Source organism: Pediococcus ethanolidurans (genome assembly GCF_001437405.1).
Taxonomy (GTDB): domain Bacteria; phylum Bacillota; class Bacilli; order Lactobacillales; family Lactobacillaceae; genus Pediococcus; species Pediococcus ethanolidurans.
On sequence record NZ_JQBY01000002.1, the window covers coordinates 105,322 to 131,667 of the forward strand.

The following is a 26,346-nucleotide window of genomic DNA, read 5'->3' on the forward strand; positions in this document are numbered from 1 at the left end:
AAATCAAACAAAAGTGAACATTACTTCACATTTGTAATTGAGGTGGTGAATATATTATGTCAGATAAGATAGCAGAGACTTCTCTTTTTGATCGAGACACAGTTTATGTAAGTGATGCAACTTCACGAGCTGATGTTTTTAAGTCAGTTGCCGAAGACCTTTATAAAAAGGGACACGTAACTAAAGACTTTTTAAAGAACTTGAACGAACGAGAAGATAAGTATCCAACTGGAATTGACTTGTCAGTGGTTTCACCTGAATACCCTAACGTTGCAATTCCACATACGGAAGCCGAGTTTGTGAAGGAACGTAAAGTTGTTCCAATTAAGTTGAAGAATCCTATTTCTTTCAACAATATGATTGATCCAAGTCAAGAATTTGAAGTTAGCTTCTTATTTATGATTTTGAACAATGATCCTGAAGGACAATCTAATGTGCTTGCACAGATCATGGATTTCATTAATAAAACTCCACAAAATCAGCTTTTGACTTTCTTCAAGAGTACTTCTGCGGATGCAATCTATTCATTCTTGCAATCCAAGTTTTAGATATTCGTTTCATTAACTTATGGTAATAAATTTTAAAAATTTCTAAGGAGGAATTTACTATGATTAAGATGTTAACTGCTTGTGGTGCTGGTGTTAACTCAAGCCACCAAATTAAGGATGCTGTTGAGGCAGAAATGAAGAAACGTGGCTATCAAGTTAGTGTTGAGGCTATTCAAATCAAAGACCTTAACCCTGAAACAATGAAAGGTGTTCAAATTTTCTTACCTATTAATAAGCCAGATTTGAGCTTTGATGTAACTGTTCCAGAAATTGATGCTGGTGCTATTCTCTACAGAATGCCTGCTATGGCTGCTCCAGTATATGACAAGATTGAAGACACCATTAAAAAGAATCATTTAAGTTAATATTTTTTGAAGAGAATCATTTCTCTTCACCTACATATTTCCTTTATGGAGTCTTCCACTAAATTTGGTAACAAAATTTTATAAAAACTAAAGGAGTTGAACAAAATGCAGACCATTATTCATTTTGCCAACGTGGTATTCAAGCCAATTATTGATTTGGGTGCTGCGCCAGTTATGTTAATTGTTCTAACCTTGATTGCTTGGGCTTTAGGTGTTAAGTTCTTCAGAGCCCTTGAAGGTGGTATTCGTTTAGCGATCGCTTTGACTGGTATTAGTGCTATTATTAATATTCTTACTACAACTTACCAACCAGCCTTAACAGCCTTCGTTAAATCAACAGGTATCCAACTTTCTATCACTGATGTTGGTTGGGCACCACTAGCAACGATCACTTGGGGATCACCATATACCCTATTCTGCTTGCTACTTATGGTTCTATTGAACGTCGGTATGTTGTTATTGAAGTGGACTGATACACTTGATGTTGATATTTTTGATATTTGGCATATTTCATTCACTGCTTTAATGGCAATTTACTTTGGAGCTAACTTCTGGGTTGCTACTGCTCTTATTATTTTGATTGGTGCATTAAAGATCGTTAACTCTGATTTAATGAAACCAACCTTTAATGATTTATTGCATAATAACGATAACCCTATGACCACAACTCATTTAAACTACATGATGAACCCTGTGATCATGCTCTTAGACAAGATTTATGATTTGTTCTTCCGTTGGTTAGACCGTTTTGATTTTGATTCCGCTAAACTAAACGAAAAAATTGGTTTCTGGGGAAGCAACTTTGCTATTGGATGTTACTTAGGTATCTTTATTGGTTTGGTTGGTCAACAAGGTGTTGAATCAATCTTTACATTATCATTCACTGGTGGTGTCTGCTTGCAGTTATTCTCACTTATTGGTTCTTGGTTCATCAAAGCTGTTGAACCATTATCACAAGGTGTTACTGACTTAGCTAACAAACACTTAAAGGGTCGTAAGTTGAACATTGGTCTTGACTGGCCATTTATCGCTGGCCGTTCTGAAATGTGGGCAGCTGCAAACGTCCTTGCACCTATTCTTTTACTTGAAGCTTTAGTTCTTCCTGGCAACCATATTCTTCCTTTATTTAGGTGGAATCATTGCCATGGGTGTTACACCAGCTCTTTTAGTTGTAACTCGTGGACGTATCATTCGAATGATCGTTATTGGTGCCGTTGAATTACCTATCTTCCTTTGGGCTGGTACATTAAGTGCTCCATTTATTACATCAGTTGCTAAATCAGTTGGTGCATTCCCTGCCGGTGTTAAAGGCGGTACAATGATTGCTGAATCAACTAAGGAAGGTCCTATCGAACAATTCTTAGCATACGCAGTAGGTAAATCATCTACAGGTGAAATTAAATTCATTCTCTACGCAGTTATTGGACTTGCAGCATACTGCTTAATCTTCTGGTGGTACGCTCGTCAAATGAAGAAACGTAATGCTATTTACGCTAAAGAATTAGCAGATAACAAAGACTAATTATTAATTTAAACTTTTAATTATGACTGAACAAAGGAGGTCAATAAAAATGAACGAAAGACCAGAATTAAGTAACAAACAAAAGAAAGAAAAAATTACAAAGACTATGTTGTGGGCCGTGGTTGTGATTATTGCAGCTGTGATTGCTTCAATTTCACATCATAATCTTTGGGTAACTCTTGGCCAGCTCGTCGTTACCTTCTTTGCTCTTCGTGAAGTGTTAAAAATTTAAACAATGATGTGTAAATAAGATTAAAAAGACCAATCCTTCCTCCCAAGGATTGGTCTTTTTGTATGCTCTTCACTTACAACCATCTATGTTAATTGTGGACAATAATCGAACGTGCCTGTTCAACTGGAATTGTTAACTTTTTATCATCAATTAATAACGTTCCGCCGATTTGGGTAGCCTGCATGGTCAACAGATTTCCTTTAACCTCTAATGCGACGTAGCCACCAACAGCATTGATGGGAAACTTACCTTTAAAGTCGCCTAACAATGATAATTGTGGTTTTAATTCAAACGTTACGTAACCTGGGTGCGTTGGCTTTAAACCAATCAAATATCTTCCTATCAAGTACAGTGGACTCGATCCCCAAGCGTGACACAAGCTTTTACCATATTTATCACCGTACATTGCATAGCGTGGAGTTCCTCTTTCATTTGGATCAAAATATTCCCAAAAAGTGGTTGCACCATTATCCAGCATGCCACCCCAATACGATTTGATGGTATCAAGTACTTTCTTATAATAGCCAATTTTAGCAAAAGCTTCTAACTCCCAAAATTTAAAATAAGGTGTGTTAATTGGTGCAATTTTTGGATTTAATAAAACATATTGTAAAATTTCAGTAGTTCGTTTCTTATCAGCATAATCAAACAAAATCGCGAAAATATTGGCATGTCGACTAACTCGATCTTTCCCAGATTCATAACTATCAATATAAGCATGTTTTTGTGGATTCCAATAAAATGTATCGATACTCTTTCTGAGTTTTTTATACCGTCTCGTATACTCCTTTGTGTCTTGATTTAAAAGTTTAAATACTCGAATTACGCTTTGTAAAGCACGTGCCAACACCATTTGTTCAGCACACAAAGGACCTTGATGATCGAAATCAGCCCAATCAATATAAATCCAGTCACCTTTACGTTCATGGATAAACCCTTTTTCATCCGTTGCTTCAAGCGAAAAATCAATCAGACGTTTCATCTTCGGATAAACGGCTTTTAAAAAGCCCTTATCTGCAAACGTGTCATAATAGAGCTCAATACTAATTAACCAGTACATAGAATAATCCACAATGGTATCTAAATGCTGTTTAATATCAAGCTCACCACGGAGCCCAAGAATTGTACGTTCCACTAATTCTTTATCAAAGAAGTCATACCGATTCATGTAAAAGCATTGAAAAGCATCACCGGCCCAAATCCAGCGGTCTCGTTTAATACCATCAATAAAGAAAATTCCTGAGCAAAGACGTAAGGTGCGATCCGAGACTTGCCAAATTTTAGTTAACTTCGAATCTGAGGATGAAAAATCTCCAATTCTAGGAAATTTTACAAATTCAAAATCAACAGCTAACGTGCCAATCATATCAAAATTTTTAGCATCTGGTATATAGATGTATCGAAAAGCTCGCAATTTTGTTGTGTAACAATTGGTCTGTCTATCGTAGTTACCTGCGGGATCATGATCTGGTCGAATTTGATGCTCTAAATAGGTATCCTGCACATCCAAAGCCTCAGTCCGGCTTTCACCATAGCAAAGCACCAGTGGTTGAAAGACTCGTTTGAATTTAATTACCGTTTTGGCAGTTAAATCATGACCAAAATCAAATAAAACTCCACCTTTAATGTTTTCTACTTTTTTTGCATGTCTAATTTCATGTGTGTACTTGAAGTTCATCGGATTTTGATCAACGTTCAAAAAATATTTACTGGTTCCAGCATCCACTGAATTACCCAAAAAATTAGAAACTTGCCAACTTTCATCGCTTTGAATTTTTTGACCCTGAATATAAGCACACGGTAATCCAGAAAGATTAGCGACATAAATTTCGATACGATAATGGCCAATGGGACAAATCAGTGAATTCATCAATGAAAACTTAGTTTCGTCATCATTTTCTAAATTGATTAATTTGCCATACCCTTCTCCCTTTATGGTGACCGTGAAGGCTTCTGCCTGATGTAATTGGACTTCCTTAAAAAAATACACATTATGGTTCCAGTTTGAAGTATACCAATACGCAGGCCACTTCATTCCACGTTCTTCACGATCAAAATTCTGTTTCATTGCATGGTAAATCTCAAAATCACCATGATACCAAATCCATTTAGCCATAAAAAGTCTCCCATTACTCATTCGTTAATTATTTTTTAATAAGTATTTTTCAATTAAATAAACCGGTGTGCAGCTCCATGCATGGCAATAACTTGTTAACAACGAACTTCCATAAGGTGAATATTCAGGCTTCTCAGGATTAAATGCTTCCCAAAAAGTATCAGCACCAAGTTGGACCATCTTTCCCCAGTACGATTTCATTAATTTAACCGCCTCATCAGTTAAGTTAGCTTCAAATAAAGCTTGTGTCACATGATGATACATATAAGGTGTTGCAATATTCTTAATTGGAAACAATTGATGAACTGTGTTCTGCATCAGTTTCTGATTTTCCTGATCGTTAAAAACATGAGCCAGTACCATCCAAGCTTGACTAGCTACATTAATCTCCCGTTCATTTCCTGAAACAAATAAACCGATTTTTTCATCAAATAAATGCTGTTTGGTGAATTCCTCTAGGCTTGCCAACCTTGCCTTATAGAACCTTGTTTCCGGGTCTTTAACTAATCGCGCTAACGCAATAAATTGCTTCAAAGTATAGATCATGATGGCCTGTCCAGCGGTCGTCTTATCAAATTCATTGGACCAATCAACAAACACGGGATATGTATCGTTTAACTTTAATTCTCCTTGCTTTGAAACTTGCTTCAAAGCTATATTAATCTGTTTTTTGGCTACATCATAAAGATCATTTAGAATCACTTTTTCATGACTGAATTTTTCGAAATCTGCTAAAATTGAAACAAAAAACAAACTGTAATCGAATAAAAATGTATCATCTGGAATTTCAGTTGGTTTGGTAAACACGTCAGCCGGTAGCCATCCGTTACTACTAGGCATCGCCGCAAAAAGATATAAACAACGCTTAACCAAATCAGTGTTTTTAAAAGTGGCATAGTTTGCCAGAGCTTGTAAGCGTAAATCTCCTAGCCATAACCTTTGATCCCGTTTAGGCCCATCCTCAAAGACATCTTGCATGCATCCCTCTAAAGTCTTTAAACCTACCGCATATATCTTAGTGATTTCTGAATCTGCTAATTTTGGGACACTAACTTTAGACAAATCTGCAGAACTTTCTGTGGTTACAACCGGATTTTCAAAAACGACTTGCCACTTTGATGAAATACCTAAAATTGTTATTTCAAGGTATCTAAAACTATAACGTCTTGGCAATTCAAGTCTAGTGGGTAATGTATCCAAATGAATATATTCTTCTTGAATCCAAGACTTACTTAGCCATCCCCTATAATTGGCACTATCTTCAGCAAGTTCAACAGGCATTTCCGCAAATTTAAATTTAAGAAACACTGGCGCATCCATAGGTGAACCAAGCTTTTTTATATTCATACTAAATCGGCCAACATAATGATCACCAAAATCCAAGATAACTTTTTCATCCTGTGTAAAACTATGCTTTGGCAATTCGCTTATATCAGCAACTTTTTTAATGTTATAGCCGCCCAATGAATTCGTACTTTTGTTCAAGTTACCTAGAGAGGTGGCATTTACAGAATGATAGTTTATCGTTGGTCGATACTGATTTGCTTTATTCAATAGATCTTGATTATACTTGAACTTTATATCGTTATTAATTTGAAAAGTAAATGCCATATCGTCTTCGCTTTCTTATGTGTTCTTTGTATTAATCCCCATTAAACCATCTTATCAGCTGTTCCACATTATTCATTTCGCGCTCTTGTAGCCGTTTGCCAAGTGTGGTGAGCTTCTTATCATAAACCAGCTTTACAAAGGCTTCTAGATCATTAACTAATTGAATCGAATGCGTTTTTCCGTCAGTGCTTAAAACTGAATCTAAACTCTGATCATTATTTTCAATAATAGAAGTCTGGTATAGACTTTCTGACAGGTTATCAGAGAACTTGTGAGTAAGTTGATAATATCTTTGATTTACCTTTTGCGCATCCTTAGACACAAAATGATAAATGTAACCCTTCTGTTTAATTTCCACAATTGCCACTAAGTGTTTATACATGATGTTAGCCTGCCCCTCTTTTAACGTCGTTTACGCTTCATATCTCCATTATGTGGGCGTTAAGAGGCACTGTCAAATAAAACTAATTAAAAAATGTAACCACTTTCTTGATAGCTAACTACCAAAAATATGATTACATTTTTAAGATATAAACCTGTTCTCATTATTTAATCAAATTTAAAATTTCTTCTTTAGTCTTGGCTTGATGCAATTCCTGTATGAAATCGCTGTGCATCAACAATTTAGCAGTGTTAGAAAGGTATTTGAGATGTGCGCCACTATCGTTTGCTGGAATCAAAAACGAAATAATCGTATCAACTGGCTTATCATCAAATGTTTGCCATTCAACTGGTTGAGCTAGTTTAATAACTAACATTTTAGATGAATGAATGGTGGCATCTTGTGCATGAGGAATCGCAATTCCATCTTGCATTCCCGTTGAGCCCTCTTGTTCACGTTTTAAATATTTAGTTAATACTTTATCTGCATCATCCGCTAAATTATTTTGAACTGCAAAATCAGCTAAATATTTTAAAACCTCATCTCTTGAAGTTGCCGACACATTCAATTGAATATTATCAATCGTTAAAATCTCACCTGGATCAAACGATTCGTTTTCTTTAGTGGGTGCTGACTCCTGCACTGACTGCTCTGGTTCAGCTTCTGTTCGTTCACCAGTCAAAACATCAATTGCGCCAACATCACTGGCAACTGCATGTTTCTTTGCCTGACGACCAGCAATTGCGGCTAGCAACGCTCCGGAAACTAAAGCTCCAATGACAATCCATAGAACCCATAAAAACGGATGGTTAACTAAAGGTAAAATAATGAAACCACCATGAGGTGCCGGAACCTGAATACGCGTCATATACGTAAGAATTGCCGCAATTGAGGAACCAATCATAAATGACGGAATATTTAATAACGGGTTCTTGGCTGCAAACGGAATCGCACCTTCAGTAATATGTGTAGATCCTAAGAGAAAGTTAACGTAACCCGCACTACGCTCATTACTTGAATATGCTTTGGGATTAAACAATACTGCAAATCCAGTTGCCAATGGTGGTGCAATACATGCAGCTGAAACACCAGCCATAAAATAGAAATTACCTTGTGCTAGTAAGGCAGTTCCAGTTAGATAGGCTGCTTTATTGATTGGACCACCAAAGTCAGAAGCCGCCATTACGCCAATAATCAAACCCAAGAGAATGGGACTACCATTTTCCATCCCTTTTAAGAAATTCATCATCCCGACATTTAAATCTTTCATCGGTAAGGAGATAAACCACATAATCATGCCTGAAATAAGCACACCTAAAACTGGATATAAGAAAATAGCTTTTAATCCTCTAAAGAGTTTGTCTGGTAGCGGTTTCAAAATATGCTGTAACAAAATGATCGTATATCCAGCTAAATAGCCACCAACAATTGCGCCCAAAAAGCCAGTTCCATTAGTAAAAGCAATCATACCTGTTGCAAAACCGACAATCATTCCAGAACGTTTACTGATGGCTTCAGCAATAAATGCGCATAAAACCGGAACCATCAAGTTCATCGTACTAGATCCAATCGTGTTCAATAGGTAGGCAAAATAATTGTATTCTGCACTCTTAGGGTCGGCAGAATTAATTCCCCAGAAAAAGGAAATTGCAACCAACACACCACCAGCAACCACAAATGGCAACATATGTGAAACACCATTCATTAAGGAAACATAGATCGTATTCCAAAGCGAGTCGCCATTTTTACCTTTGTTTGAATCAGATTGCACTTTTTCCTTCACAGAGCCACTTTTATAAACCGGAACATTTGCATCATTTAAAATGCGATCAACCAATTTATCAGGTTCACGAATTCCTTGTGCAACTGGGACTTTAATTAATTTTTTACCAATAAAACGGTCTGCATCAACATCCACATCCGAAGCGACAATTACACCACTAGCACCATCAATCTCAGCCTGTGTTAATGGATCATCAACACCGGTTTGTCCGTGCGTTTCCACCTTGATAGTAACACCAGCTTTTTTTGCGGCCTGTTCTAGCGCCTCTTGAGCCATATAAGTATGTGCAATGCCAGTAGCACACCCGGTTGCCGCAATAAGTTTATATTTTCCCATGACCTATTTCCCCCGATCTTCTATAACTTGAATTTGAATTTGTTTTTCTAAATTAGGTACATTTTTAAAGTCTGTTATCCATGATTGAAAGGCCGTATCACTACCTGCAGCTAAAGCTCGTTTTAGATTGACTTGATTGTCTAAATCGGTGATTAAACCACCTAGAAAGGCACCCAGCATTGTATCGCCCGACCCGGCCGTATTAACAACGTCACCTTTAGCAGCATTCCCATATAAAACCGTGGCTTCATTTATAAACAAAGCGCCTTTTGAACCCAAAGAAATCAAAACATTTCGAGCACCTTTTTCAACTAACGATTTCCCCATGGCAATTATTTTTTCTTGATTGGGAACATGATCAAGTCCAAACCAACTAGACAATTCATGATCATTAGGTTTAATCAAATAAGGGTGATAACTTAACGTCTCCATAACTTCGTTATAGCTAGTATCTAGAACTAATTTAAATTGCTTTGCTGCAGCAATTTTAGCTATTTCAACTAAAATACTAGATTGAATGCCCTCCGAAAAACTGCCAGATAAGGATAAAACATCATCTTTATCAAGTTGTCTAAGTTTGTCTAACAGTTGTGAAACTTGATCCGAATTAGTTTGTGGTCCCTTATTTACTAATTTATATTCTTGGTTTTCATCTTGAACTCTTGTAAATACGTTAATGCGAGTTGGATCTTTAACATGCACAAAATCATTTTGAATATCGGCTTGATTCAAAACTTCTTCAATATAATTGAGGGTAAAACCACCACCAATTCCTAAGGCTTTATTTTCAATACCCAATCTCTTTAGAATGAAGGAAACGTTGATCCCCTTTCCATTGGCTTGAATATCATAGTTTTCAGTTCGATTAACAACATTAGGTTGCATCGTCTTTGTATCAATAAATAAGTCAATAGCTGGATTTAGTGTTAATGTGTAAATCATTTCATCACTCCTCTCTTTGTCTTCTTTTTAAGAATAACATTTTGATAAATGTAAATGTTTTCAAAACATGCTATCATGAATTCAAACCTGAAAATTTCTTTACAACTTTGGAGGCAGCATTTTGAGTGAATCTCTAAGTACATCTGAAAAATATTTATGGCAATACGTCCAAGAACACGCCAGTGACATTGTAGATACTTCTATAGTTGAACTTAGTGAACGAGCTAACGTTTCAACTGCCACGATTGTAAGAACCATGAAAAAAATGGGCTACTCTGGCTATACACCCTTTCGACAAGAAGCCATTCGCAAACTAACAGATAAAACGCAAGATTTCAAAGTTTTAAAAGAAACCGATCACGAAATTCGAGCCGCTATTTTAAAGAATCAATATGAAGTTGACAACACAATTAGTAATTTAAATATTGGTGTGATGGAGGATGCCATTCAAAAGGTCAATAACGCAAAACACGTTTACATCTTTGCGCGTGGCCTTTCCAATCTAATTGGTGAAGATATTTTACTGAAATTTGAGTTGCTTGGAAAAGATGTTCAGCTCCATGACGATCCCAATATTATTAAAACGTTAAGTAAACAAATCAATGGTAGTGACACCGTGGTTCTATTTTTAACCTTAAACGGAAACACACCTGAGTTAGTTAAGGCCGCTCAATCGTTATCCAAAAATGAAGTCACTACAATTACCTTTACCTGTAACAGCACCAGTGACATCATTCCTTACTCGGATCTTATTTTTTTAGGTGTCAAATCGGCCGAATCTTATTTTCCAAAGTATGAAATTCGTTCACGGCTTCCATTACAAATTCTCACGCGTATTTTCTTAGATGCTTTTGCAATTCGTATTCAGGGACACCAAAATTTAACCAATAAAAAAACGTAAATCAATGCCAGTTTTGACATTGATTTACGCTTTTTTTAGCTAATTTTTTTAAGCTTGATAACGGGACTCACCATCTAAATAAGTTTCTTTCAAGTCCATATCATGGTTCCAAATCAAGAAGTCAGCATCGCGTCCTGGTAGGATACTTCCGCATTGATCACCAATTTTACTACTAATTGCAGCAGTCTTACTTGCCATTTGTACAGCCTGTTCTGGTGTGGAAATATTCCAATCTACCATATTCTTAACAGCCTCTTTTAGTTGAAGAATACTGCCAGCCAAGCTGCCACCATCTTTCAACCGTGCCATGCCATCAGCCACATAAACCGGAAATTCACCAAGAACATAATCGCCATCTGGCATGAGTCCGGCACGCATACAGTCCGTAATTAAGGCTACATGATCTGGACGCTTATCCTCAATCAAAATTCGAGCAGCAGCGGGCTCAACATGATGGCCATCACAAATTAATTCATCAATCACATTATGCATACTCATTGCGGCACCAACCATCCCTGGTGCATGGTGACTTAAGCCACTCATACCATTAAACGTATGCGTAAACACGGTTGCTCCTGCTTCAACAGACGCCCTTGCCTGCTCAAAAGTAGCATCACTATGACCCAAAGCAACACTGACACCCATTTGACTAACAGCCTTGGTAAATTCAACGGCACCGTTTCGTTCAGGTGCAATTGCAATCTTTTTAATCAAACCCTTAGCTGAAGTTTGCCAACGTTTAAAGGTTTCAACATCTGGATCACCAAAATACTTTGGATTCTGTGCACCTTTATGTTCAGTAGTAAAGAATGGTCCTTCAAAGTAAATTCCCTGAATTTTTGCACCCTTAGCTTCTGTATAGTTAGCACCAATCGTTTTGCAGACTGCATCTAATTGATCAGCTGAAGCCGTTAACGTCGTTGGCAACCAAGAGGTGACCCCTGCTTGTAGCAAGCCTTCGGACGTCTCTTGAATTTTATTCCAGTCATTATCCATCACATCATGTCCTAAAAGTCCATGAATGTGAGTGTCAACTAAACCTGGTGAAACATAGTAACCCGAATAATCCACAATTTTACCGGTCGGCTTAGCACTTGTATATGCGCCAAACTTGTCATCATCCGTGATTTCTAAGTAGCCGCCATTTTCAGTTGTATTATCTAAGAAAAATTTATCTGCATGAATATAATAGCTCAAGTTTTTACCTCCTAGTCCAACGCATGGATGGTTACGCCTTTAACTACCCGGTTAACAGTTCCAGTTGCCGATGGTGTATCAGGTGTATTGCCAACTTTTACAGATGTCATTAATGCAAGTGTTTGTGCAAACAAGATATCAGGAAATGCCATATAACCATCAGGAATTTGATCATTGCCTGTCTTAAAGGTAAAACCTTGACCTTCATAATTCTGTTTGCTTGAAACACCAATGCCAAAGACTACGGGAGCAATCTTATCACCCTGAACCTCATTTAAAATGTCAACATCATATTGACGTGTGTAAGGATCGTTGCTGACAAAATCAAAAACCAAAGCTTTGTCATTTACAAACGATTTAGGACCATGACGAAAGCCCATGGAAGAGTCAAACATCGTCGCTTTTTGGCCTGCAGTTAATTCCAAAACCTTTAATTGTGCTTCACGAGTCAAACCAGTGAGACCACCGGAACCTAAGTAGATAATGCGCTCAAAATCTGTATCCACAACTGATTGAACTTCGTTTTCGCGGTCAATCACCTCAGAACCCATCTTAGTGATTTGATCGACATAAATTGCCTTTTGCTCATCCGTATGTTTAGTATCGAACACAAACAGGGACGTCAACATCATGCAACTAAAACTGCCGGTCATGGCAAAACCCTTGTCGTTAGAACGTGCTGGTTGTAACAACACCAGGTTATTCGCATCGCTTTCAGCATGCTGAGCTAATTTTCCTTCTGGGGCACAAGTAATGGTCAATTGCCATAAGTTCTTAACTAGTTTTTCAGCCAAATCAACGGTGGCCACACTCTCAGGACTATTTCCACTACGAGCAAACGAAACCAGCAAAGTTGGTGTATCCGACTCCAAATAATCATAAGGTGTTGACACAATTTTGGTTGTATCAATCGCTTCAAATCGAAATTGTTTGCGATCGCCATTTAATTGTAAGTAAGGAACTAAAGTGTCCCCCACATAAGCTGAAGAGCCAGCTCCAACAAATACAACTCGAACAGGTTCATTTGTACTTTTGGTAATTGTTGATAAAAATTCAACAATTTTTTCCTTATCATTTTGATAATTTGCCCAAGCCTCATGCCAAAGTTCAGGTTGTTGTTGAATTTCGCGCGTTGTAATGATTGCGCCTAATTCTTTTAATTCTGCATCATTTTTAGAAAACATATGTTGAATCCCCTTTCATCTTTCCATACACCAATAAATTATATATTGGCATTCTTATACCTAATGTTATAAACATATTGATCACTGCGAGTACTACTTAACGTAAATTCAATAATTTCATTTTTCTGATTATAAGTGGTTCGTTTCAGCATCAATCCCGGCGTCCCCAGTGGCACTTTTAAAACACTAGCATCCTTATCACTAATTCTTCCGGCGGACAAAGCCTCATCGGCAATATGAAAAACTTCACCATAATCTTCCGCAAACACACCATATAAAGAACGATGTTTAACCTCTAATTCATCAGGTGACAGCCCCGCAAATTTTTCATACGGTAAATATGTCCGATCAATCATTACAGGAACCCCATCTGCTGACCGTAAACGTTTCAATTTAATGATGCGATTGCCTTCCGCAATATGCAGTCTTTCAGCAAAATATTGATTTGCCTGACGAACTGAATATTCCATGATTTTAGTCTCTGGTTTTCGTCCTAACGCCTTCATTTGTTTGGTAAAGCTGTGTTCATTTCCTAAAGTAGCCGGATTGCTGATCGCATTGGCCACGAAGGTTCCCTTACCATGCTGTCTAAAAATGAAACCTAAAATTTCAAGTTCATTTAAAGCCTGACGAACAGTATTACGACTTACTGCATAATTACGCATAATTTCACGTTCAGATGGCAGCTTGTCATTTGGCTTATAATCTTCTTTAATCTTGGTTTTTAACTTATCCATTAATTGTTCGTATAAAGGTTGTTTCTTATCATATTTAATACTCATAATATATTTTCTCCTGTACATGATAAAAGATCTGAGTGTGACTTTATCATACCAGATCTTTCATTTTTATTAACAATCTGCGCAAAGAAAACTTTAATTATGCACAATATGATAGGAATACAAAAGATCTTATCTATTAAACAAAGGTTGAAAGTACCAAAACGATTCTAGTTGTGCCTTTTAAGCAGCCTTACCAATAACACCAAGAGCTGAAAGCACAACGGCCACAATAATCACAATGAAAATTGCTCGTGTAGATGTCATTCGTTTCTTTCCTAATAACCAATAAATACCACCAACAATCAAAGCAGGAACCAATTTTGGCATAATCATATCAATTTGGCTCTGGAAGTTAACTGTCATTTTACCTAAGTGAGCTACCCAAATAACTTGTGTGTTAACCATGGTTGCAGCTAATGCTCCCACAACATAAACACCAAGTAAGGTTGCAGCATCAGTTAAGGCGCTTAATTGCCCCTGCATAGAGGTAACCAAATTGACACCTTGTTTATAAGCAAATTTTAGTTGAATCCAACGGAACCACATAATAACGAAGTTAACTGCCATCCATAAGAAAGCACCAAGTGCATTACCTTGAACAGCCATGTTAGCTGCAATAGCTCCCATGATGGCTGGTACCAAAGCAGCAAACAATGAATCACCAATTGCAGCAAAAGGTCCCATTAAACCAGCCTTAAGACCAGCAACTGTTTCTAATGACTTATAACCTTCTCTTTCCTCAACCGCTAAATCAATTCCTTGAATAATCGTATTGAAGAAGTTACTTGTATTAAAGAACTGGTTTTGCATTTTCATAATGCCCTTTAATTCTGGTGTATGATCGCCATACATCTTACGTAATTGTGGCATCATGATGTAAAGATATCCAGATCCTTGCATCCGTTCGTAGTTCCAACCCCATTGGTTGAAAACTAAACTACGGAAATTAATTTGGCGAAAATCTTTCGCATTCAATTTATATGTTACTTTTGGTGTTTCCTTAGATTTCGTCTCCATGAATTTCACCATCCTGTTCTTGTGTGTCTTTTGTTTCGGTCGTATTAGTCGTGCTCTCAACTACATTATTTTCTTTTTCTGTATTACGTTTGTATTCAAGTAAAGCAAATGCAAAACCAATTAAGGCAATTGCTAACATTGGTAAGCTTGCAAAGGTTGTGGTGAATTTTGAATCAATTCCGGCAACGGTTGTTCCCAATAAACCAATGTTTCCATAAACAGTCGAGAACAAAGCTGTGATAATAAAGCCAAGAATCAAGTATGGGAAATGCTTCTTTACTGGTAAGTAACGGAGCAAGATTGCAAATCCAACGGCTGGTAACAATGCACCGGCTGTAGCAAGTCCATTACTCAACCAAGCCAGGTTTTCGTTCATGTAAGAAACAGCTGTTCGAACGAATGGTCCACCAAATGCTAATGCAAGAAAGACAGGAATTCCACGTGATAAGGTCCATGGTAAAACACCATAAAGATAATTTCGTTCAATTCCTTTGTAATTTTCGGTATCAATCATCTTGTCTACACGATGCTGGAAGAATGTATTCGCAAAACGTGCAACAATATCTGTTTGAATCATCAAACTTGCAACTGGCACACCTAAAGCTGCAACCGCAACTTCTGGTTTCATACCAGCACCAATTGCAAAGGCGGTTGCCATAACTGTTCCTGAGTTGGCATCAATTTTTGATGCACCACCAAAGGTTCCAACACCCAAAACAGTCAACTGTAAACTACCACCAATAATTAATCAAGTTTTGACATCCCCCATGACCAAACCGGCAATTAATCCGGCCCAAACAGGTTGACTCAAACTGGTCTGTAACGTTAATTCATCCATAATTTGATACATGGAATAGATTGTTAAAACAATCACTTGCCATAAAGCAATACTCGTGCCCATAGCTGAACCCTCCCCTATTTCTTCGGTTTAAACTTCTTCAGAATATCCATAAAGTCCTGTGCAGTATCGCCAGGAACCATCTGTGAAGTAATTTTGATACCTTTTTCGTGTAAACCATTAAAAGCATCCACATCATCTTGTACGACGTTAATTGAATTCGTTAACTGTGTAGTTTCTTCAGTTTGTGACATATTACCGACGTTAATGGTATCTAATTTGACCCCATCGTTGACCAAATCCAATAAGATTTGGGGACGTTTGACTACAATAAAGACTTTTTGTGAATCATAACCGCCACGTTTAATGTGTTCGGCAGCTGTTTTCTCTGGTAAAACACTCAAATCAATTCCTGTTGGTCGTGCTAATTTCAACCCAGATTTTTCAATGTCACTAGCTGCAACCTTGTCATCAATTACCATAATTCGGGAAACACCTAATTTTGTTGTCCATAGGTTTGCTACTTGGCCATGAATCAGCCTTCCGTCTATCCGTACTGCTGTAATTGCCATTATCCACCACTCCTATAGCTTTAATAAAAATAAAATAATTGCTGAAAATTTATTAATTCAGGTGCGCACCTGATTAACATTAACTGGTACCAACCACCTATAATAATAAAGCGTTTTCACAAAATGTCAACAAAAAGTTTTATTTTTTTACTAAACTTCTGCTGTTAGCAAAATGGTCTCTAACCCTTTTAACGAATAATCAATTGTACCAATTCCATCGGCATCCCATGAACAGTGTACCGAAACATCTTTTAGATCCGAACCACTTTTAGCATGCAAGATCCAATGCGTAAATTGGTATTGTTCTGCCACATGAAATTTGATTTTTGGTTGTTCATCAATTGTAAAATTAGAGAAATAAGCTTTAAACCCATTCTTTTGTTCCGTCACAAGCTTCACACCAGGCATTTCAACTGCAAAACCAACCGGTGTATGTTTTTCCAAATATTGCTTGAAAAGTCCTTCCTTGATTGAATAATATTGTGACTCCCATCCGTACTTAGAATCTGTGTTTATTGGTAATACGAAAATATGTTCATTGATCACTGTCATCATTGGACCAAGACATTTGTGATATTCATTGTAGGCATTCGAAATGGTTTCTACATTTGCACCTTTAGCATATGTTAACTGTAAATAATCTCCCATATGTTGCAGCATAGTCATTCGTGGATTTTCAATACCATCAATCGTTTGTCCATCTGCTTGTTCAAAGGACTGGTAGCCAGTACGTGCCTTGTGCCAATCACCGTTTGAAACACCTAGTAACTCCTTATTTAGGTTTCGATCAAGAAGTACTTGAACACTCTCACCATCCAGAAATACGGTATTATCAGTAATTAATTGTCTAATTTGAGCATTATTTAAATTACGTAAAAATTGCCCACTAACGGCGATGGTTTGCTGATGATATTGTGTTTTATGGTCATCTTTCTTGGGAAAACTAGCAATTCCTAAACTGCCAAGCAAAGAAAGCCAATTAGTTTCGGTTGGTAATAATTCTTCGGGATCTTTCCCAAAATTCGTATGCATCGTCTGAGCAGAATTTTGGTCTACCAATACCATGACACCACTCAAATTTTCTCGATTCAGTTTAGTTTCTGAACTACTGATGTGATTTAACCAAGTCTTAGAATCAGCCAATAAACGGGCATAATGATAAGTTTCATCAATGCCGTTGCCCATCATATCGAATAAGTTTAAAAAGATTCCTGACGCACCAATTAAAGCAGTACTTTCTAGTTGAAACTGTGTAAACAGATTTGATTTAGCGAATGGCGAATACATATAGTTTTCTAGTTCAGGATAAAACTCAGTTTGTGGTCCATTTGAAACAAACTCAGCTGTTGTGCGGGTAAATGCTTCAAAATCACGACTGTATTTTAAAGGTGAAACTTCGTTATACGCCGGCAAATGTGGTCGGTTGACCCGTGGGTGATTGCCACTAAGCGCATCAAACAAGCCATTCCAGTCACGGCCTTCTAGTGCATGCCAATTAGGAAACGAGCTCATTAATCCCATCTTGGTATGAGGAGAAAATGCGGTCACCGCATCAGCAATTTTTCTAGCAACCGTAATCATTTCTTGTTGAGCAGTTTCTAAATAAACTAGTCTTGCTTTGGTAGGTTTACCAGGTTGTAAAACTTTTTCAATAAAGTCAGTTCTACTTAAATTTTCATGCAATTTTTGATTATAGATCTGCATGTGACGATCACAAAAACAGCCTAGTTTTAAAGGTGTGTGATTATAATGCCGAAAATCATCTTCAAGCCATAAAAAACTGGGTTGTATGCTGGCAAATTGCCGATAACAGTCGGCGATGTAGCTCTGCCATTTAGGATCTCCGGGGCAAGCAATGGACTCGGCTTTTTTGCCTTGATAGTCAACCATTGTATCGAATCCCAGTTTGGGATTAATCGTCCGACCGCGATCACTATGCATCAGTGTGGTCCACGGATTTAGACTCGTGGTAATACCAAGTTGTTTCAGTTTCAAGCCAACCGTCTGGATTGTATCCAACCAAACCTGAGTTTGCTCAGCAGTTAGATGGCTTTGATTTAGTTCTTCTGGATTGATAAAAAAGGCCACATCATCAATGCGACCTTTTTGACAAAAATCCAGCAACTTAGATTCTTTTATGTCATCCCAATTTTCGGGATCAAGCGTAAAACGAAGCGAATATTTAAAGTTTGCTGTCATTTGTTTTTCCTCATTCATTTAATTTGGCATTAACATCAATTACACCGGCCTTGGCTTCATTCATCATGACCGTCTTGTCAAAATCACTGCCCATCATAATTTGGTTAGCATAATTAATCACCATAGGTAAATTTAACCCGCTAACAACCTGTAAGTCCGGATGAGCCGCAATTAAACGAACCACCACATTGGAAGGTGTTCCTCCTAAAAGATCCACAATCACAACTACTGGCTCCTGGTTTGGATTATCTGTAATAAATTTTTCGGCAGCTGCTTGTAAATCTTCTGGTCCTTGATTTGGTTGTAATCCAACTGCAGCGGCACCATTAATTGGTCCCAAAATCATCTCTGCACTCTTTAAAGTTTCAGTTGCCATGTTTCCGTGACTCATCAATAATAGCTTCATAATCAGCACATCTCCTAAATAGTTTAGTAAACTTTTTTACTTTTTACAAACTTCATTTTACACGATTTTTTTATATTGTAAACCCTTCCATTAATTTACTTGCACAACCATTAATAATCTCATATACTTAAAAGACTAGAAGTAATGAGGTGATCCTATCGCAACGATCAATGATATCGCCAAATTAGCTGGTGTTTCTAAATCTACTGTTTCCCGAGTTTTAAACGGTGATGTAACTCTGTCCGTCACGCAAAGCACTCGAAAAAATATCTTTGAAGCAGCTGAACAGCTATCATACGATAAATACAAAACTAAACACAAAACTAACGGCACAATTGCGGTTGTGCTTTCCTACAAGGAATCTGAAGAACTTGACGATGCCTATTTTATGTCTCTTCGAATTGCTATTGATAATCGATTAACTGACAGTAATTATCGATTCAAGAATTTCTTTCGTGCCGACTATAATTCATCAGACTTACAGGACTCTAAATATATTGGCATTATTGCTGTTGGTTTTTTTGATGAAGAGACAATATTAGACCTCGGCAACCTTCACAAGCCGATGGTCTTTGTAAATACTGATACTTTGCAATATGACAAAGATTGTGTGACTGCAGATTTTACTTCATCTATTTTGCGTGCCACTACACACCTTGTAGAAGGCGGTATAACCGATATTGGCATGCTGTTTGGACGAAAGTACCAGCATCAACTGGTGACCCTGCAAAACGACCCACAGCGCTTTTTATTAAGTAGTTTTTTAAACTGTAAAGAAATCTATCAACCAAACTATTTCTTTATGGCCGAAGATTATACTGCAGAATCCGGATATACAGAAATGAAGGCAATCATTAAAAAGTTAGGCAATAAGTTGCCAAAGGCCTTTTTGATCGGTTCCGATTCAATTGCAATTGGTGCGCTGCGAGCATTAAGAGAAGAGAAGGTTCCTGTACCTAAACGTGTTTCAATTATTGGATTTAATGATATTACTTCTGCGCAGTACGTGACCCCGGGGCTAAGCACTATTCATGTGCCCCGGAATGCAATGGCCAAGTCAGCCTTTGACTTGTTAAATGAGCAATTTCAAAAGCGTCACATGGCTTCTCGTAAGGTTACGGTGGGAACTTCACTGATTATTCGCGGTAGCAGTATTTAAATTTGAAATGATATCAAAAAAATACAGTCAAAACTCAGTAAATGAGTTTGGGCTGTATTTTTTTATTCTAGTTATTTTTGTAGCTGAAACGTGTTTGTACAAGGCGTTTTTGATAATAATCTTCCTTATTTGTGAAATAGAAACAAAAGTTCACCAACGATTCCAAATACGAATCATCGGGGTCTTTCCGTCTTACCTATCTTTATAGCCGAAACGTGTAAAAAAAGGCAACCTTCTCCGTTTAGCTACGAAACTTAAACAATTCCAAATACGAATTATTTAAGTTCCTAGGCTATACTCGAAGCTTAATCGCCTTTTGTTACACTCTATTTTTTAGATCAACGTCTTCAATCCCGCCTCAGTCGCTCGTTTTCGATAAGTATCTAACTCATCTTCACTCGCACGGACAAAATGCTGCGGCGTAATCTCCACCATCTGACGCTTCTTACCATCAAATTCTGGTGTTGAATCATAAACCACCTGACGACGGTTTCGTTCAAACTCAGGATCCGGCTGTGGCACCGCCGAAACCAAACTCTCCGTATATAAATGCAGAGGATGATTATATACCTCTTCCGCAGGTCCAATTTCAAGCAACTTACCATAATGCATAACACCAATTCGATCACTAATATACTTAACCATTGACAAATCATGTGCAATAAACAAATAAGTTAAACCCTTTTGTTCCTGCAATTCCTTCATCAAGTTAACCACCTGCGCCTGAATAGATACATCCAAAGCGGAAATTGGTTCGTCAGCAATAATGAAATCTGGTTGAACAGCCAACGCACGCGCAATTCCGATACGCTGACGCTGTCCACCTGAGAACTCATTTGGATAACGACTTGAGTGATCTCGGTTCAAACCAACCGTTTCAAGTAAATCTTCAACTTGATTAGTCCGATCTTGATCATTCTTAGCTAAGTGATGAATATCAATTCCTTCAGCCACAATATCCTTAACCTTCATACGGGGATTTAAGGAAGCATATGGATCCTGGAAAATCATCTGCATTTCACGACGGAAGGCCATCATGTCAGTTTTACTCTTCAATGAAGCAACATCACGCCCGTTAAACAGCACCTGACCGTCAGTTGGGTCAAGCAACCGAATAATTGCACGTCCGGTAGTGGTCTTTCCTGAACCAGATTCACCAACTAAACCGAAAGTTTCACCTTTATAAATATCAAAGGAAACATCATCAACGGCACGTACTTCATCTTTTTTTCCAACATTAAAGTATTGCTTTAAATGTTTTACTTCTAGAATTTTTTCTCGTGTATCCATGATTAGCCTCCTCTACTCACCAATTGCGTCATCATCGTCAGTTCCAAAACTCGTATTACCTGTGGAATGAATATGACCTTGATTGATCGTACCTTCCTGTAAACGCTTCTTGTAAACTTCTTGACGACGTTTAATTTCTACTGGAGGCTCAACATGTGGTGCATCTGGATGTAAAAGCCAAGTTGCAGCATAGTGTGTATCCGAAACTTTGAAAAATGGTGGCTCTTTTTGTTCATCAATTTTCATTGCATATGGATTACGAGCAGCAAATGGATCTCCAGCTGGTGGGTCCAACAAATCTGGCGGTGTTCCTGGAATGGATTCCAGTTTACCTTTAGCTGTATCCAACGTAGGCATTGAATTCAACAGTCCCCATGTATAAGGATGTTGTGGATTATAAAAGATTTCATCAACCGTTCCGTATTCCACAATTTTTCCAGCATACATAACAGCCACCCGATCAGCCATTCCTGCAACAACACCCAAATCATGAGTAATAAAGATGATTGAAGTTGAGATTTTTTCTTGTAATTCTTTCATCAAATCCAAAATCTGAGCCTGAATGGTCACATCCAAAGCAGTCGTTGGTTCATCAGCAATTAGAATTTCTGGGTAACATACCAACGCAATCGCAATTACGATTCGTTGACGCATACCACCTGAAAATTGATGCGGATAATCATTAATTCGTTCTTCAGCATTTGTGATACCGACTAATTTAAGCATTTCAAGAGCCTGCTTATTAGCCTTTTCACGACTATAACCCTTATGAATACGCAAAGGTTCAGCAATTTGCTTACCAATCCGCATCGTTGGATCCAAAGAAGTCATAGGATCCTGGAAAATTTCCGCAATATCTTTACCACGAATATCTTCCAACTGTTTTTGAGTCATTTTTAAAATATCTTTGCCACGAAACTTAACTGTTCCTTCAACAACTTCAGCATTGTTCGCTAACAATCCCATAACTGTTTTGGTTGTAACAGTTTTACCAGAACCAGACTCGCCAACAATTGCTAATGTTTCTCCCTTTTTCAAATGGAAAGAAACGTCGCGAATCGCCTTAACCGTACCTGCATAGGTGTGGAAGTCAATGGTTAAGTCTTTTACTTCCAGAATGTTTTCTTCTGCATTTTCCATTGTATCTTCCTCCTATCTACGAGCTGTCCGAGGGTCAAACGCATCACGCAAGCCATCGGCGAGAATATTGAATGCAATCATGATAATTGAAAGCATAATTGCGGGGTACCACATTTGATATGGTAAGAATTGAAAGTTCTTCTGTCCATCACTAATCAATGTTCCTAGTGAAGCTGTTGGTGCTTGAATACCAATTCCGATATAACTCAAGAATGCTTCGAAGAAAATTGCTGATGGAATAGTGAACATCGTTTGAATAATAATGACACTTGAAAGGTTAGGCAATAAATGTTTAACAGCAATCTTAAACGTTGATTCACCCAACGTTCTAGCTGCTAAAACATACTCCTGTGATTTCAATTGTAGTGTTTGAGCACGCGTTAGTCGCGCCATCGTGGTCCAGCCGTTAAAGGCGATTGCCAAGATAATTGGTAACATACCACCTTTTAAGATCAGCATTAACAAGACCATGATAACGATATTTGGAACAGATGAAATAACTTCAATAATCCGTTGAAGGATAATATCCGTTATCCCACCTTTCCAAGCCGAAATAACCCCGTACCCGACACCTACGATTAAATCAATCAAGGTGGCAAATAAACCAATTAATAAGGAAACCAAAGTTCCTCGTAAAATACGTTGTGCAAGTGAACGACCCAAATAGTCAGTTCCCAAAGTATAATGCACTTTACTTGGCACATGGTTTTGTTTATATGCATCAACTCGTTTGCCGGCAACCACAGAGGTACCATTAAATCCATTGATATTCACACCAGGAATTTTTGGTGGTAAATTAGCATAGTTTGGATTTGAAGTATTTGGGTGTGAAGCTGTTATAGGTGATGTAAAAGCAATCAAACCAATAACAACCAAGATCCATAAACAAACATAAGAAGCCTTGTTTTGACGTAACCGTCGCCAAGCATCCTGGATAAATGTCCGGGAAGGTGCAACGATTTTTTCGTCGTCTAATTCATCTTTTTTAGAAACCGGCTCAAAAGCGTCCGGTGCTAACTTCATTTTTTCTTCCATTTATTTACCCCTCTTTCCCAGCAATTCGGATACGTGGATCAATAATTCCGTAAACTAAATCGGTTAACAACAACATTGCACATAGTAAAGCAGAGTACAACATAGTGACACCCATGATAGTTGGATAATCGTTTACCAAGATTGACTTAACAAATTGTTCACCAATTCCTGGTACTGAGAAGATGTTTTCAACAACCATAGAACCAGTCATAATAGCCGCCGTTAAAGGTCCAATAACTGTTACTAACGGAATTAAACTATTACGCAGCGCATGGTGCCAGACGATTCCGATTCTGCTCAATCCCTTGGCCCTAGCAAGTTCGATATAGTCGCTCCCCAAAACATCGACCATTTCTGTTCGAACAAATCGAGATGTTTCCGCAAATGGTGAAGCAGCTAATGCAAGTGTTGGTAACACTGTGTATGAAAAGCCGCCCCAATCAGCAATTGGGAACAATTGTAATTTAAGTCCCAAATAATACTGAAGTAAAATAGCAAGTACGAAACTGGGAATAGAAATTCCTAAAATTGAAATAAATGTTGAAGTTCCATCAACCCAAGTGTTTTTACGAATAGCACTTAAAGAGCCAACAATAATTCCAACAACAACGCCGACAATCATAGCTTGACCACCTAATTGTAATGATGGTCCAATTCGACTTGAGATTAAATAAGATACAGGTTGATCACTAAATTGGAATGAAAGTCCAAAATTACCGTGTGCTGCATCCACAATATAACTTACATATTGCTGCCAAACTGGTTTATTCAAACCATAATGCTCATAGATTACTTTGATTTGCTGTGGTGTTAGTTTTGCCTGGTTATTCAACGGTGTTCCGGGCATCAACTTCATTAAGAAGAAGGTGATACTTGCAATCAAGAATAGCGTTAATGCCAGATAAAAGATTCGTCTTACTAAATATCTTGCCATTTATATTCCTCCCTATCTTTCTTTACCTCAAGCCAACATTGCCTTTATAACAAAGGGGTAAGAGCCAGCAGTTACGCGAACCCTTACCCTTCTGTCCAAAAAATTAACGCTTAATTAATGGAACATTATTTTGTCAGATACAAACTCTTATAGTCAAAGTTAACGCCAGCAGTGTTATAAACAACACCCTTTAACTTAGAGCTCCAAAGTTGTGATTGTGCTTGCTGGAAGACTGGTGCAACTCCCTGTTCGTTCATCAAAATCTTTTCAGCTTGAACCATGTCATCCCAACGCTTTTGAGGATTTGTGGCATCCGTTGTATTAGAAGCTTTAATCAACTTGTCATACTGTTTATTGCTAAATCCACCATTATTCTGTGCATTTCCTGTAACAAATAATTGTAAGAAGGAAATTGGATCAGAGAAATCGGCACCCCAAGCAGAAAGGACAACGTCGAACTTACCATCAGATGAGTTAGTTAAACGTGTCTTAAATGGAACGTTTTGAAGACTAACCTTAACATTTGGAATCTTTTCGATTTGTGACTGTAAGAACTCTGTGATTTGCTTTGTTGAAGCTGTATCATCACCAAGAAGTGTAAATGATAGGCTTGATTTGCCCTCTTCTTTAAGTCCTTCAGCCATTAACTTCTTGGCCTCTGTCAAATTCTGGGTAACTGCTGATTTAACTTCTGCTTCTGAAGCAAAGTCTTCGCCAGTCTTAGGATTGCTTGCTAAACCAGTTGAAACAAGTCCCTTAGGATTACCAGAACCATCAGCTAAAACTTTACCAGTCAATTGTTTACGATTAATTGCTAATGAAATAGCTTTACGAATTTTAGCATTGCGGAAAACTTTTTGTTTCTTCATATTGTATTGCAGATAGAACATAGAAGACTGTTTCCGTAAAATGTAATCCTTGTTGTTCTTGTATTGTGCAACTTGGTTACCAGTAATATTAGCGACATCAAGTTTTTTACTATTGTAAAGATTCAAGCCAGTACTTGCATCTTTAACAACCTGATACTTAATGGTATCCATCTTGACGTTCTTTTTATCCCAGTAATTGTTGTTCTTAACAAGCTTCCAACTTAAGTTAGTACCTGTCCAACCAGTTTGCTTGTATGGTCCATTATAAACAAGCTTATCAGATGCGGTTCCGTACTTAGAACCATACTTTTCAACAACTTTTTGATCTTGTGGGAAGAATGTTGGGAAGCCCATTAATAACTTGAAGTAAGCAATCGGACGATCGAGCGTAACAACTAGTTTGTAGTTACCATCGGCCTTAATTCCTAACGTCTTATAATTAGCTTTCCCAGCAGCAATCTTGTCAGCATTCTTAATACCTGAGAATAAGTAAGCATATTCAGAAGCTGTCTTTGGATTAACAGTCCGTTGCCATGCATAAACGAAATCTTTGGCCGTAACAGCATCACCATTACTCCATTTAGCATTTTTACGAAGTGTAAAGGTCCAAGTTTTACCATCTTTGGATTCCTTTGTACTTGTAGCAAGGGCATTCTTGACTTTACTCTTAGCACCTAAACGATAAAGTCCTTCTTGCGTGTTACCTAATTGGGTAAAACCAACAACATCGGTAACCTTCGACTGATCCATCGTAGCAATCTCAGCACTTTCTTCAAAGTTAACTGATTCTTTTGACGAACTACTATTCTTGGACCCACATGCAGCCAAAACAAATGTTGAAGCTAGCGCGACCGCTCCAACCTTCACTGCTGATCTGACATTCATAATTATTTTTCCAACCCCTTTGTGAAATCTTAACTGATTTCATCATTATGTACTTTCTTAACAAAAGTTGTTCTTATTATATATTAGAAGAAGATTAAATT

The 26,346-nt window shown here is 37.7% G+C and carries 21 protein-coding genes and 5 pseudogenes; 7 read left to right on the top strand and 19 right to left on the bottom strand.

Going from position 1 to position 26,346, the window contains the following annotated elements; translation table 11 throughout:
- Positions 1-56: 56 nt before the first annotated feature.
- The 4 genes and pseudogenes from IV87_RS01360 (at position 57) to IV87_RS01375 (ending at position 2,667) form a co-directional block, all read left to right on the top strand.
- A complete protein-coding gene (locus tag IV87_RS01360) occupies positions 57-548 on the top strand; it encodes a PTS sugar transporter subunit IIA (RefSeq protein ID WP_057805112.1) in 492 nt (163 codons plus the stop codon).
- Positions 549-607: 59 nt separating this feature from the next.
- Positions 608-913: a PTS sugar transporter subunit IIB gene (locus IV87_RS01365; protein ID WP_057748979.1), complete on the top strand. Its 306-nt coding sequence runs from the start codon at positions 608-610 to the stop codon at positions 911-913.
- Positions 914-1,018: 105 nt separating this feature from the next.
- Positions 1,019-2,435 (top strand): annotated as a pseudogene (locus IV87_RS01370) (PTS transporter subunit IIC).
- A gap of 49 nt (positions 2,436-2,484) precedes the next feature.
- Positions 2,485-2,667: a hypothetical protein gene (locus IV87_RS01375; protein WP_057805113.1), complete on the top strand. Its 183-nt coding sequence runs from the start codon at positions 2,485-2,487 to the stop codon at positions 2,665-2,667.
- 88 nt (positions 2,668-2,755) lie between these two features.
- Here IV87_RS01375 and IV87_RS01380 read toward each other — a convergent pair whose 3' ends face one another.
- The 6 genes and pseudogenes from IV87_RS01380 to pfkB form a co-directional block, all read right to left on the bottom strand.
- A complete protein-coding gene (locus IV87_RS01380) occupies positions 2,756-4,783 on the bottom strand; it encodes an alpha-L-rhamnosidase-related protein (RefSeq protein ID WP_057805114.1) in 2,028 nt (675 codons plus the stop codon).
- A gap of 24 nt (positions 4,784-4,807) precedes the next feature.
- Entirely contained in the window at positions 4,808-6,394 is a 1,587-nt protein-coding gene (locus tag IV87_RS01385) for an alpha-L-rhamnosidase-related protein (RefSeq protein WP_057805115.1), read from the bottom strand.
- A 31-nt stretch (positions 6,395-6,425) separates the two neighbouring features.
- A complete protein-coding gene (locus IV87_RS01390; RefSeq protein ID WP_057805116.1) occupies positions 6,426-6,776 on the bottom strand; it encodes a hypothetical protein in 351 nt (116 codons plus the stop codon).
- Between the two features lie 163 nt (positions 6,777-6,939).
- Positions 6,940-8,502: pseudogene (locus IV87_RS01395) on the bottom strand (fructose-specific PTS transporter subunit EIIC); the annotation flags it as partial.
- Between the two features lie 107 nt (positions 8,503-8,609).
- Positions 8,610-8,895: pseudogene (locus IV87_RS11350) on the bottom strand (PTS fructose transporter subunit IIB); the annotation flags it as partial.
- A gap of 3 nt (positions 8,896-8,898) precedes the next feature.
- Positions 8,899-9,837, bottom strand: a complete 939-nt coding sequence (gene pfkB / locus IV87_RS01400; RefSeq protein WP_057805118.1) for a 1-phosphofructokinase — start codon at positions 9,835-9,837, stop codon at positions 8,899-8,901.
- Positions 9,838-9,955: 118 nt separating this feature from the next.
- Here pfkB and IV87_RS01405 point away from each other — a divergent pair, with 118 nt between their 5' ends.
- Positions 9,956-10,738, top strand: a complete 783-nt coding sequence (locus IV87_RS01405) for a MurR/RpiR family transcriptional regulator (protein WP_057805119.1) — start codon at positions 9,956-9,958, stop codon at positions 10,736-10,738.
- Between the two features lie 48 nt (positions 10,739-10,786).
- Here the strand turns inward: IV87_RS01405 and nagA are convergent, their stop codons facing one another.
- From nagA to IV87_RS01445, 8 genes and pseudogenes are all read right to left on the bottom strand, one after another.
- Positions 10,787-11,935: an N-acetylglucosamine-6-phosphate deacetylase gene (gene nagA, locus IV87_RS01410; protein WP_057805120.1), complete on the bottom strand. Its 1,149-nt coding sequence runs from the start codon at positions 11,933-11,935 to the stop codon at positions 10,787-10,789.
- Between the two features lie 11 nt (positions 11,936-11,946).
- Entirely contained in the window at positions 11,947-13,119 is a 1,173-nt protein-coding gene (locus IV87_RS01415; RefSeq protein WP_057805121.1) for an SIS domain-containing protein, read from the bottom strand.
- A gap of 38 nt (positions 13,120-13,157) precedes the next feature.
- Complete coding sequence (locus IV87_RS01420) at positions 13,158-13,901, bottom strand: GntR family transcriptional regulator (protein ID WP_057805122.1); 744 nt, start codon at positions 13,899-13,901, stop codon at positions 13,158-13,160.
- A gap of 180 nt (positions 13,902-14,081) precedes the next feature.
- On the bottom strand, positions 14,082-14,918 hold the full coding sequence (locus tag IV87_RS01425; protein WP_057805123.1) for a PTS system mannose/fructose/sorbose family transporter subunit IID: 837 nt from the start codon (positions 14,916-14,918) through the stop codon (positions 14,082-14,084).
- Positions 14,902-15,819, bottom strand: a pseudogene (locus IV87_RS01430) (PTS mannose/fructose/sorbose/N-acetylgalactosamine transporter subunit IIC). Before IV87_RS01430 ends, IV87_RS01425 begins: the two are co-directional and overlap by 17 nt.
- A 14-nt stretch (positions 15,820-15,833) precedes the next feature.
- A complete protein-coding gene (locus IV87_RS01435; RefSeq protein WP_057805125.1) occupies positions 15,834-16,328 on the bottom strand; it encodes a PTS sugar transporter subunit IIB in 495 nt (164 codons plus the stop codon).
- Between the two features lie 150 nt (positions 16,329-16,478).
- Positions 16,479-18,527: a hypothetical protein gene (locus tag IV87_RS01440; RefSeq protein WP_057805126.1), complete on the bottom strand. Its 2,049-nt coding sequence runs from the start codon at positions 18,525-18,527 to the stop codon at positions 16,479-16,481.
- A gap of 10 nt (positions 18,528-18,537) precedes the next feature.
- On the bottom strand, positions 18,538-18,933 hold the full coding sequence (locus tag IV87_RS01445) for a PTS sugar transporter subunit IIA (protein ID WP_057805127.1): 396 nt from the start codon (positions 18,931-18,933) through the stop codon (positions 18,538-18,540).
- A gap of 175 nt (positions 18,934-19,108) precedes the next feature.
- Here IV87_RS01445 and IV87_RS11355 point away from each other — a divergent pair.
- Positions 19,109-19,219 (top strand): annotated as a pseudogene (locus IV87_RS11355) (LacI family DNA-binding transcriptional regulator); the annotation flags it as partial.
- 102 nt (positions 19,220-19,321) lie between these two features.
- A complete protein-coding gene (locus IV87_RS01450) occupies positions 19,322-20,092 on the top strand; it encodes a substrate-binding domain-containing protein (RefSeq protein WP_057805128.1) in 771 nt (256 codons plus the stop codon).
- Positions 20,093-20,425: 333 nt separating this feature from the next.
- On the opposite strand, the gene IV87_RS01455 is transcribed toward IV87_RS01450, so the two are convergent.
- From IV87_RS01455 to IV87_RS01475, 5 genes are all read right to left on the bottom strand, one after another.
- Positions 20,426-21,385: an ABC transporter ATP-binding protein gene (locus IV87_RS01455; RefSeq protein ID WP_143053150.1), complete on the bottom strand. Its 960-nt coding sequence runs from the start codon at positions 21,383-21,385 to the stop codon at positions 20,426-20,428.
- Between the two features lie 9 nt (positions 21,386-21,394).
- Positions 21,395-22,522, bottom strand: coding sequence for an ABC transporter ATP-binding protein (locus IV87_RS01460; RefSeq protein ID WP_057805130.1), 1,128 nt, complete (start codon positions 22,520-22,522; stop codon positions 21,395-21,397).
- Positions 22,523-22,534: 12 nt separating this feature from the next.
- Entirely contained in the window at positions 22,535-23,557 is a 1,023-nt protein-coding gene (locus IV87_RS01465; RefSeq protein ID WP_057805131.1) for an ABC transporter permease, read from the bottom strand.
- 4 nt (positions 23,558-23,561) lie between these two features.
- Positions 23,562-24,491, bottom strand: a complete 930-nt coding sequence (gene opp3b, locus IV87_RS01470) for an oligopeptide ABC transporter permease (protein WP_057805132.1) — start codon at positions 24,489-24,491, stop codon at positions 23,562-23,564.
- A 125-nt stretch (positions 24,492-24,616) separates the two neighbouring features.
- Positions 24,617-26,245, bottom strand: coding sequence for a peptide ABC transporter substrate-binding protein (locus tag IV87_RS01475; protein ID WP_057805133.1), 1,629 nt, complete (start codon positions 26,243-26,245; stop codon positions 24,617-24,619).
- Between the last annotated feature and the right edge of the window lie 101 nt (positions 26,246-26,346).

What these genes read in the sequence shown, in the direction of transcription:
- IV87_RS01360 (WP_057805112.1), top strand. Translation starts at nt 57, where the DNA reads ATGTCAGATAAGATAGCAGAGACTTCTCTTTTTGATCGAGACACAGTT.
- IV87_RS01365 (WP_057748979.1), top strand. Translation starts at nt 608, where the DNA reads ATGATTAAGATGTTAACTGCTTGTGGTGCTGGTGTTAACTCAAGCCAC.
- IV87_RS01375 (WP_057805113.1), top strand. Translation starts at nt 2,485, where the DNA reads ATGAACGAAAGACCAGAATTAAGTAACAAACAAAAGAAAGAAAAAATT.
- IV87_RS01380 (WP_057805114.1), bottom strand. Translation starts at nt 4,783, where the DNA reads ATGGCTAAATGGATTTGGTATCATGGTGATTTTGAGATTTACCATGCA.
- IV87_RS01385 (WP_057805115.1), bottom strand. Translation starts at nt 6,394, where the DNA reads ATGGCATTTACTTTTCAAATTAATAACGATATAAAGTTCAAGTATAAT.
- IV87_RS01390 (WP_057805116.1), bottom strand. Translation starts at nt 6,776, where the DNA reads ATGTATAAACACTTAGTGGCAATTGTGGAAATTAAACAGAAGGGTTAC.
- pfkB (WP_057805118.1), bottom strand. Translation starts at nt 9,837, where the DNA reads ATGATTTACACATTAACACTAAATCCAGCTATTGACTTATTTATTGAT.
- IV87_RS01415 (WP_057805121.1), bottom strand. Translation starts at nt 13,119, where the DNA reads ATGTTTTCTAAAAATGATGCAGAATTAAAAGAATTAGGCGCAATCATT.
- IV87_RS01420 (WP_057805122.1), bottom strand. Translation starts at nt 13,901, where the DNA reads ATGAGTATTAAATATGATAAGAAACAACCTTTATACGAACAATTAATG.
- IV87_RS01425 (WP_057805123.1), bottom strand. Translation starts at nt 14,918, where the DNA reads ATGGAGACGAAATCTAAGGAAACACCAAAAGTAACATATAAATTGAAT.
- IV87_RS01435 (WP_057805125.1), bottom strand. Translation starts at nt 16,328, where the DNA reads ATGGCAATTACAGCAGTACGGATAGACGGAAGGCTGATTCATGGCCAA.
- IV87_RS01440 (WP_057805126.1), bottom strand. Translation starts at nt 18,527, where the DNA reads ATGACAGCAAACTTTAAATATTCGCTTCGTTTTACGCTTGATCCCGAA.
- IV87_RS01445 (WP_057805127.1), bottom strand. Translation starts at nt 18,933, where the DNA reads ATGAAGCTATTATTGATGAGTCACGGAAACATGGCAACTGAAACTTTA.
- IV87_RS01450 (WP_057805128.1), top strand. Translation starts at nt 19,322, where the DNA reads ATGTCTCTTCGAATTGCTATTGATAATCGATTAACTGACAGTAATTAT.
- IV87_RS01460 (WP_057805130.1), bottom strand. Translation starts at nt 22,522, where the DNA reads ATGGAAAATGCAGAAGAAAACATTCTGGAAGTAAAAGACTTAACCATT.
- IV87_RS01465 (WP_057805131.1), bottom strand. Translation starts at nt 23,557, where the DNA reads ATGGAAGAAAAAATGAAGTTAGCACCGGACGCTTTTGAGCCGGTTTCT.
- opp3b (WP_057805132.1), bottom strand. Translation starts at nt 24,491, where the DNA reads ATGGCAAGATATTTAGTAAGACGAATCTTTTATCTGGCATTAACGCTA.
- IV87_RS01475 (WP_057805133.1), bottom strand. Translation starts at nt 26,245, where the DNA reads ATGAATGTCAGATCAGCAGTGAAGGTTGGAGCGGTCGCGCTAGCTTCA.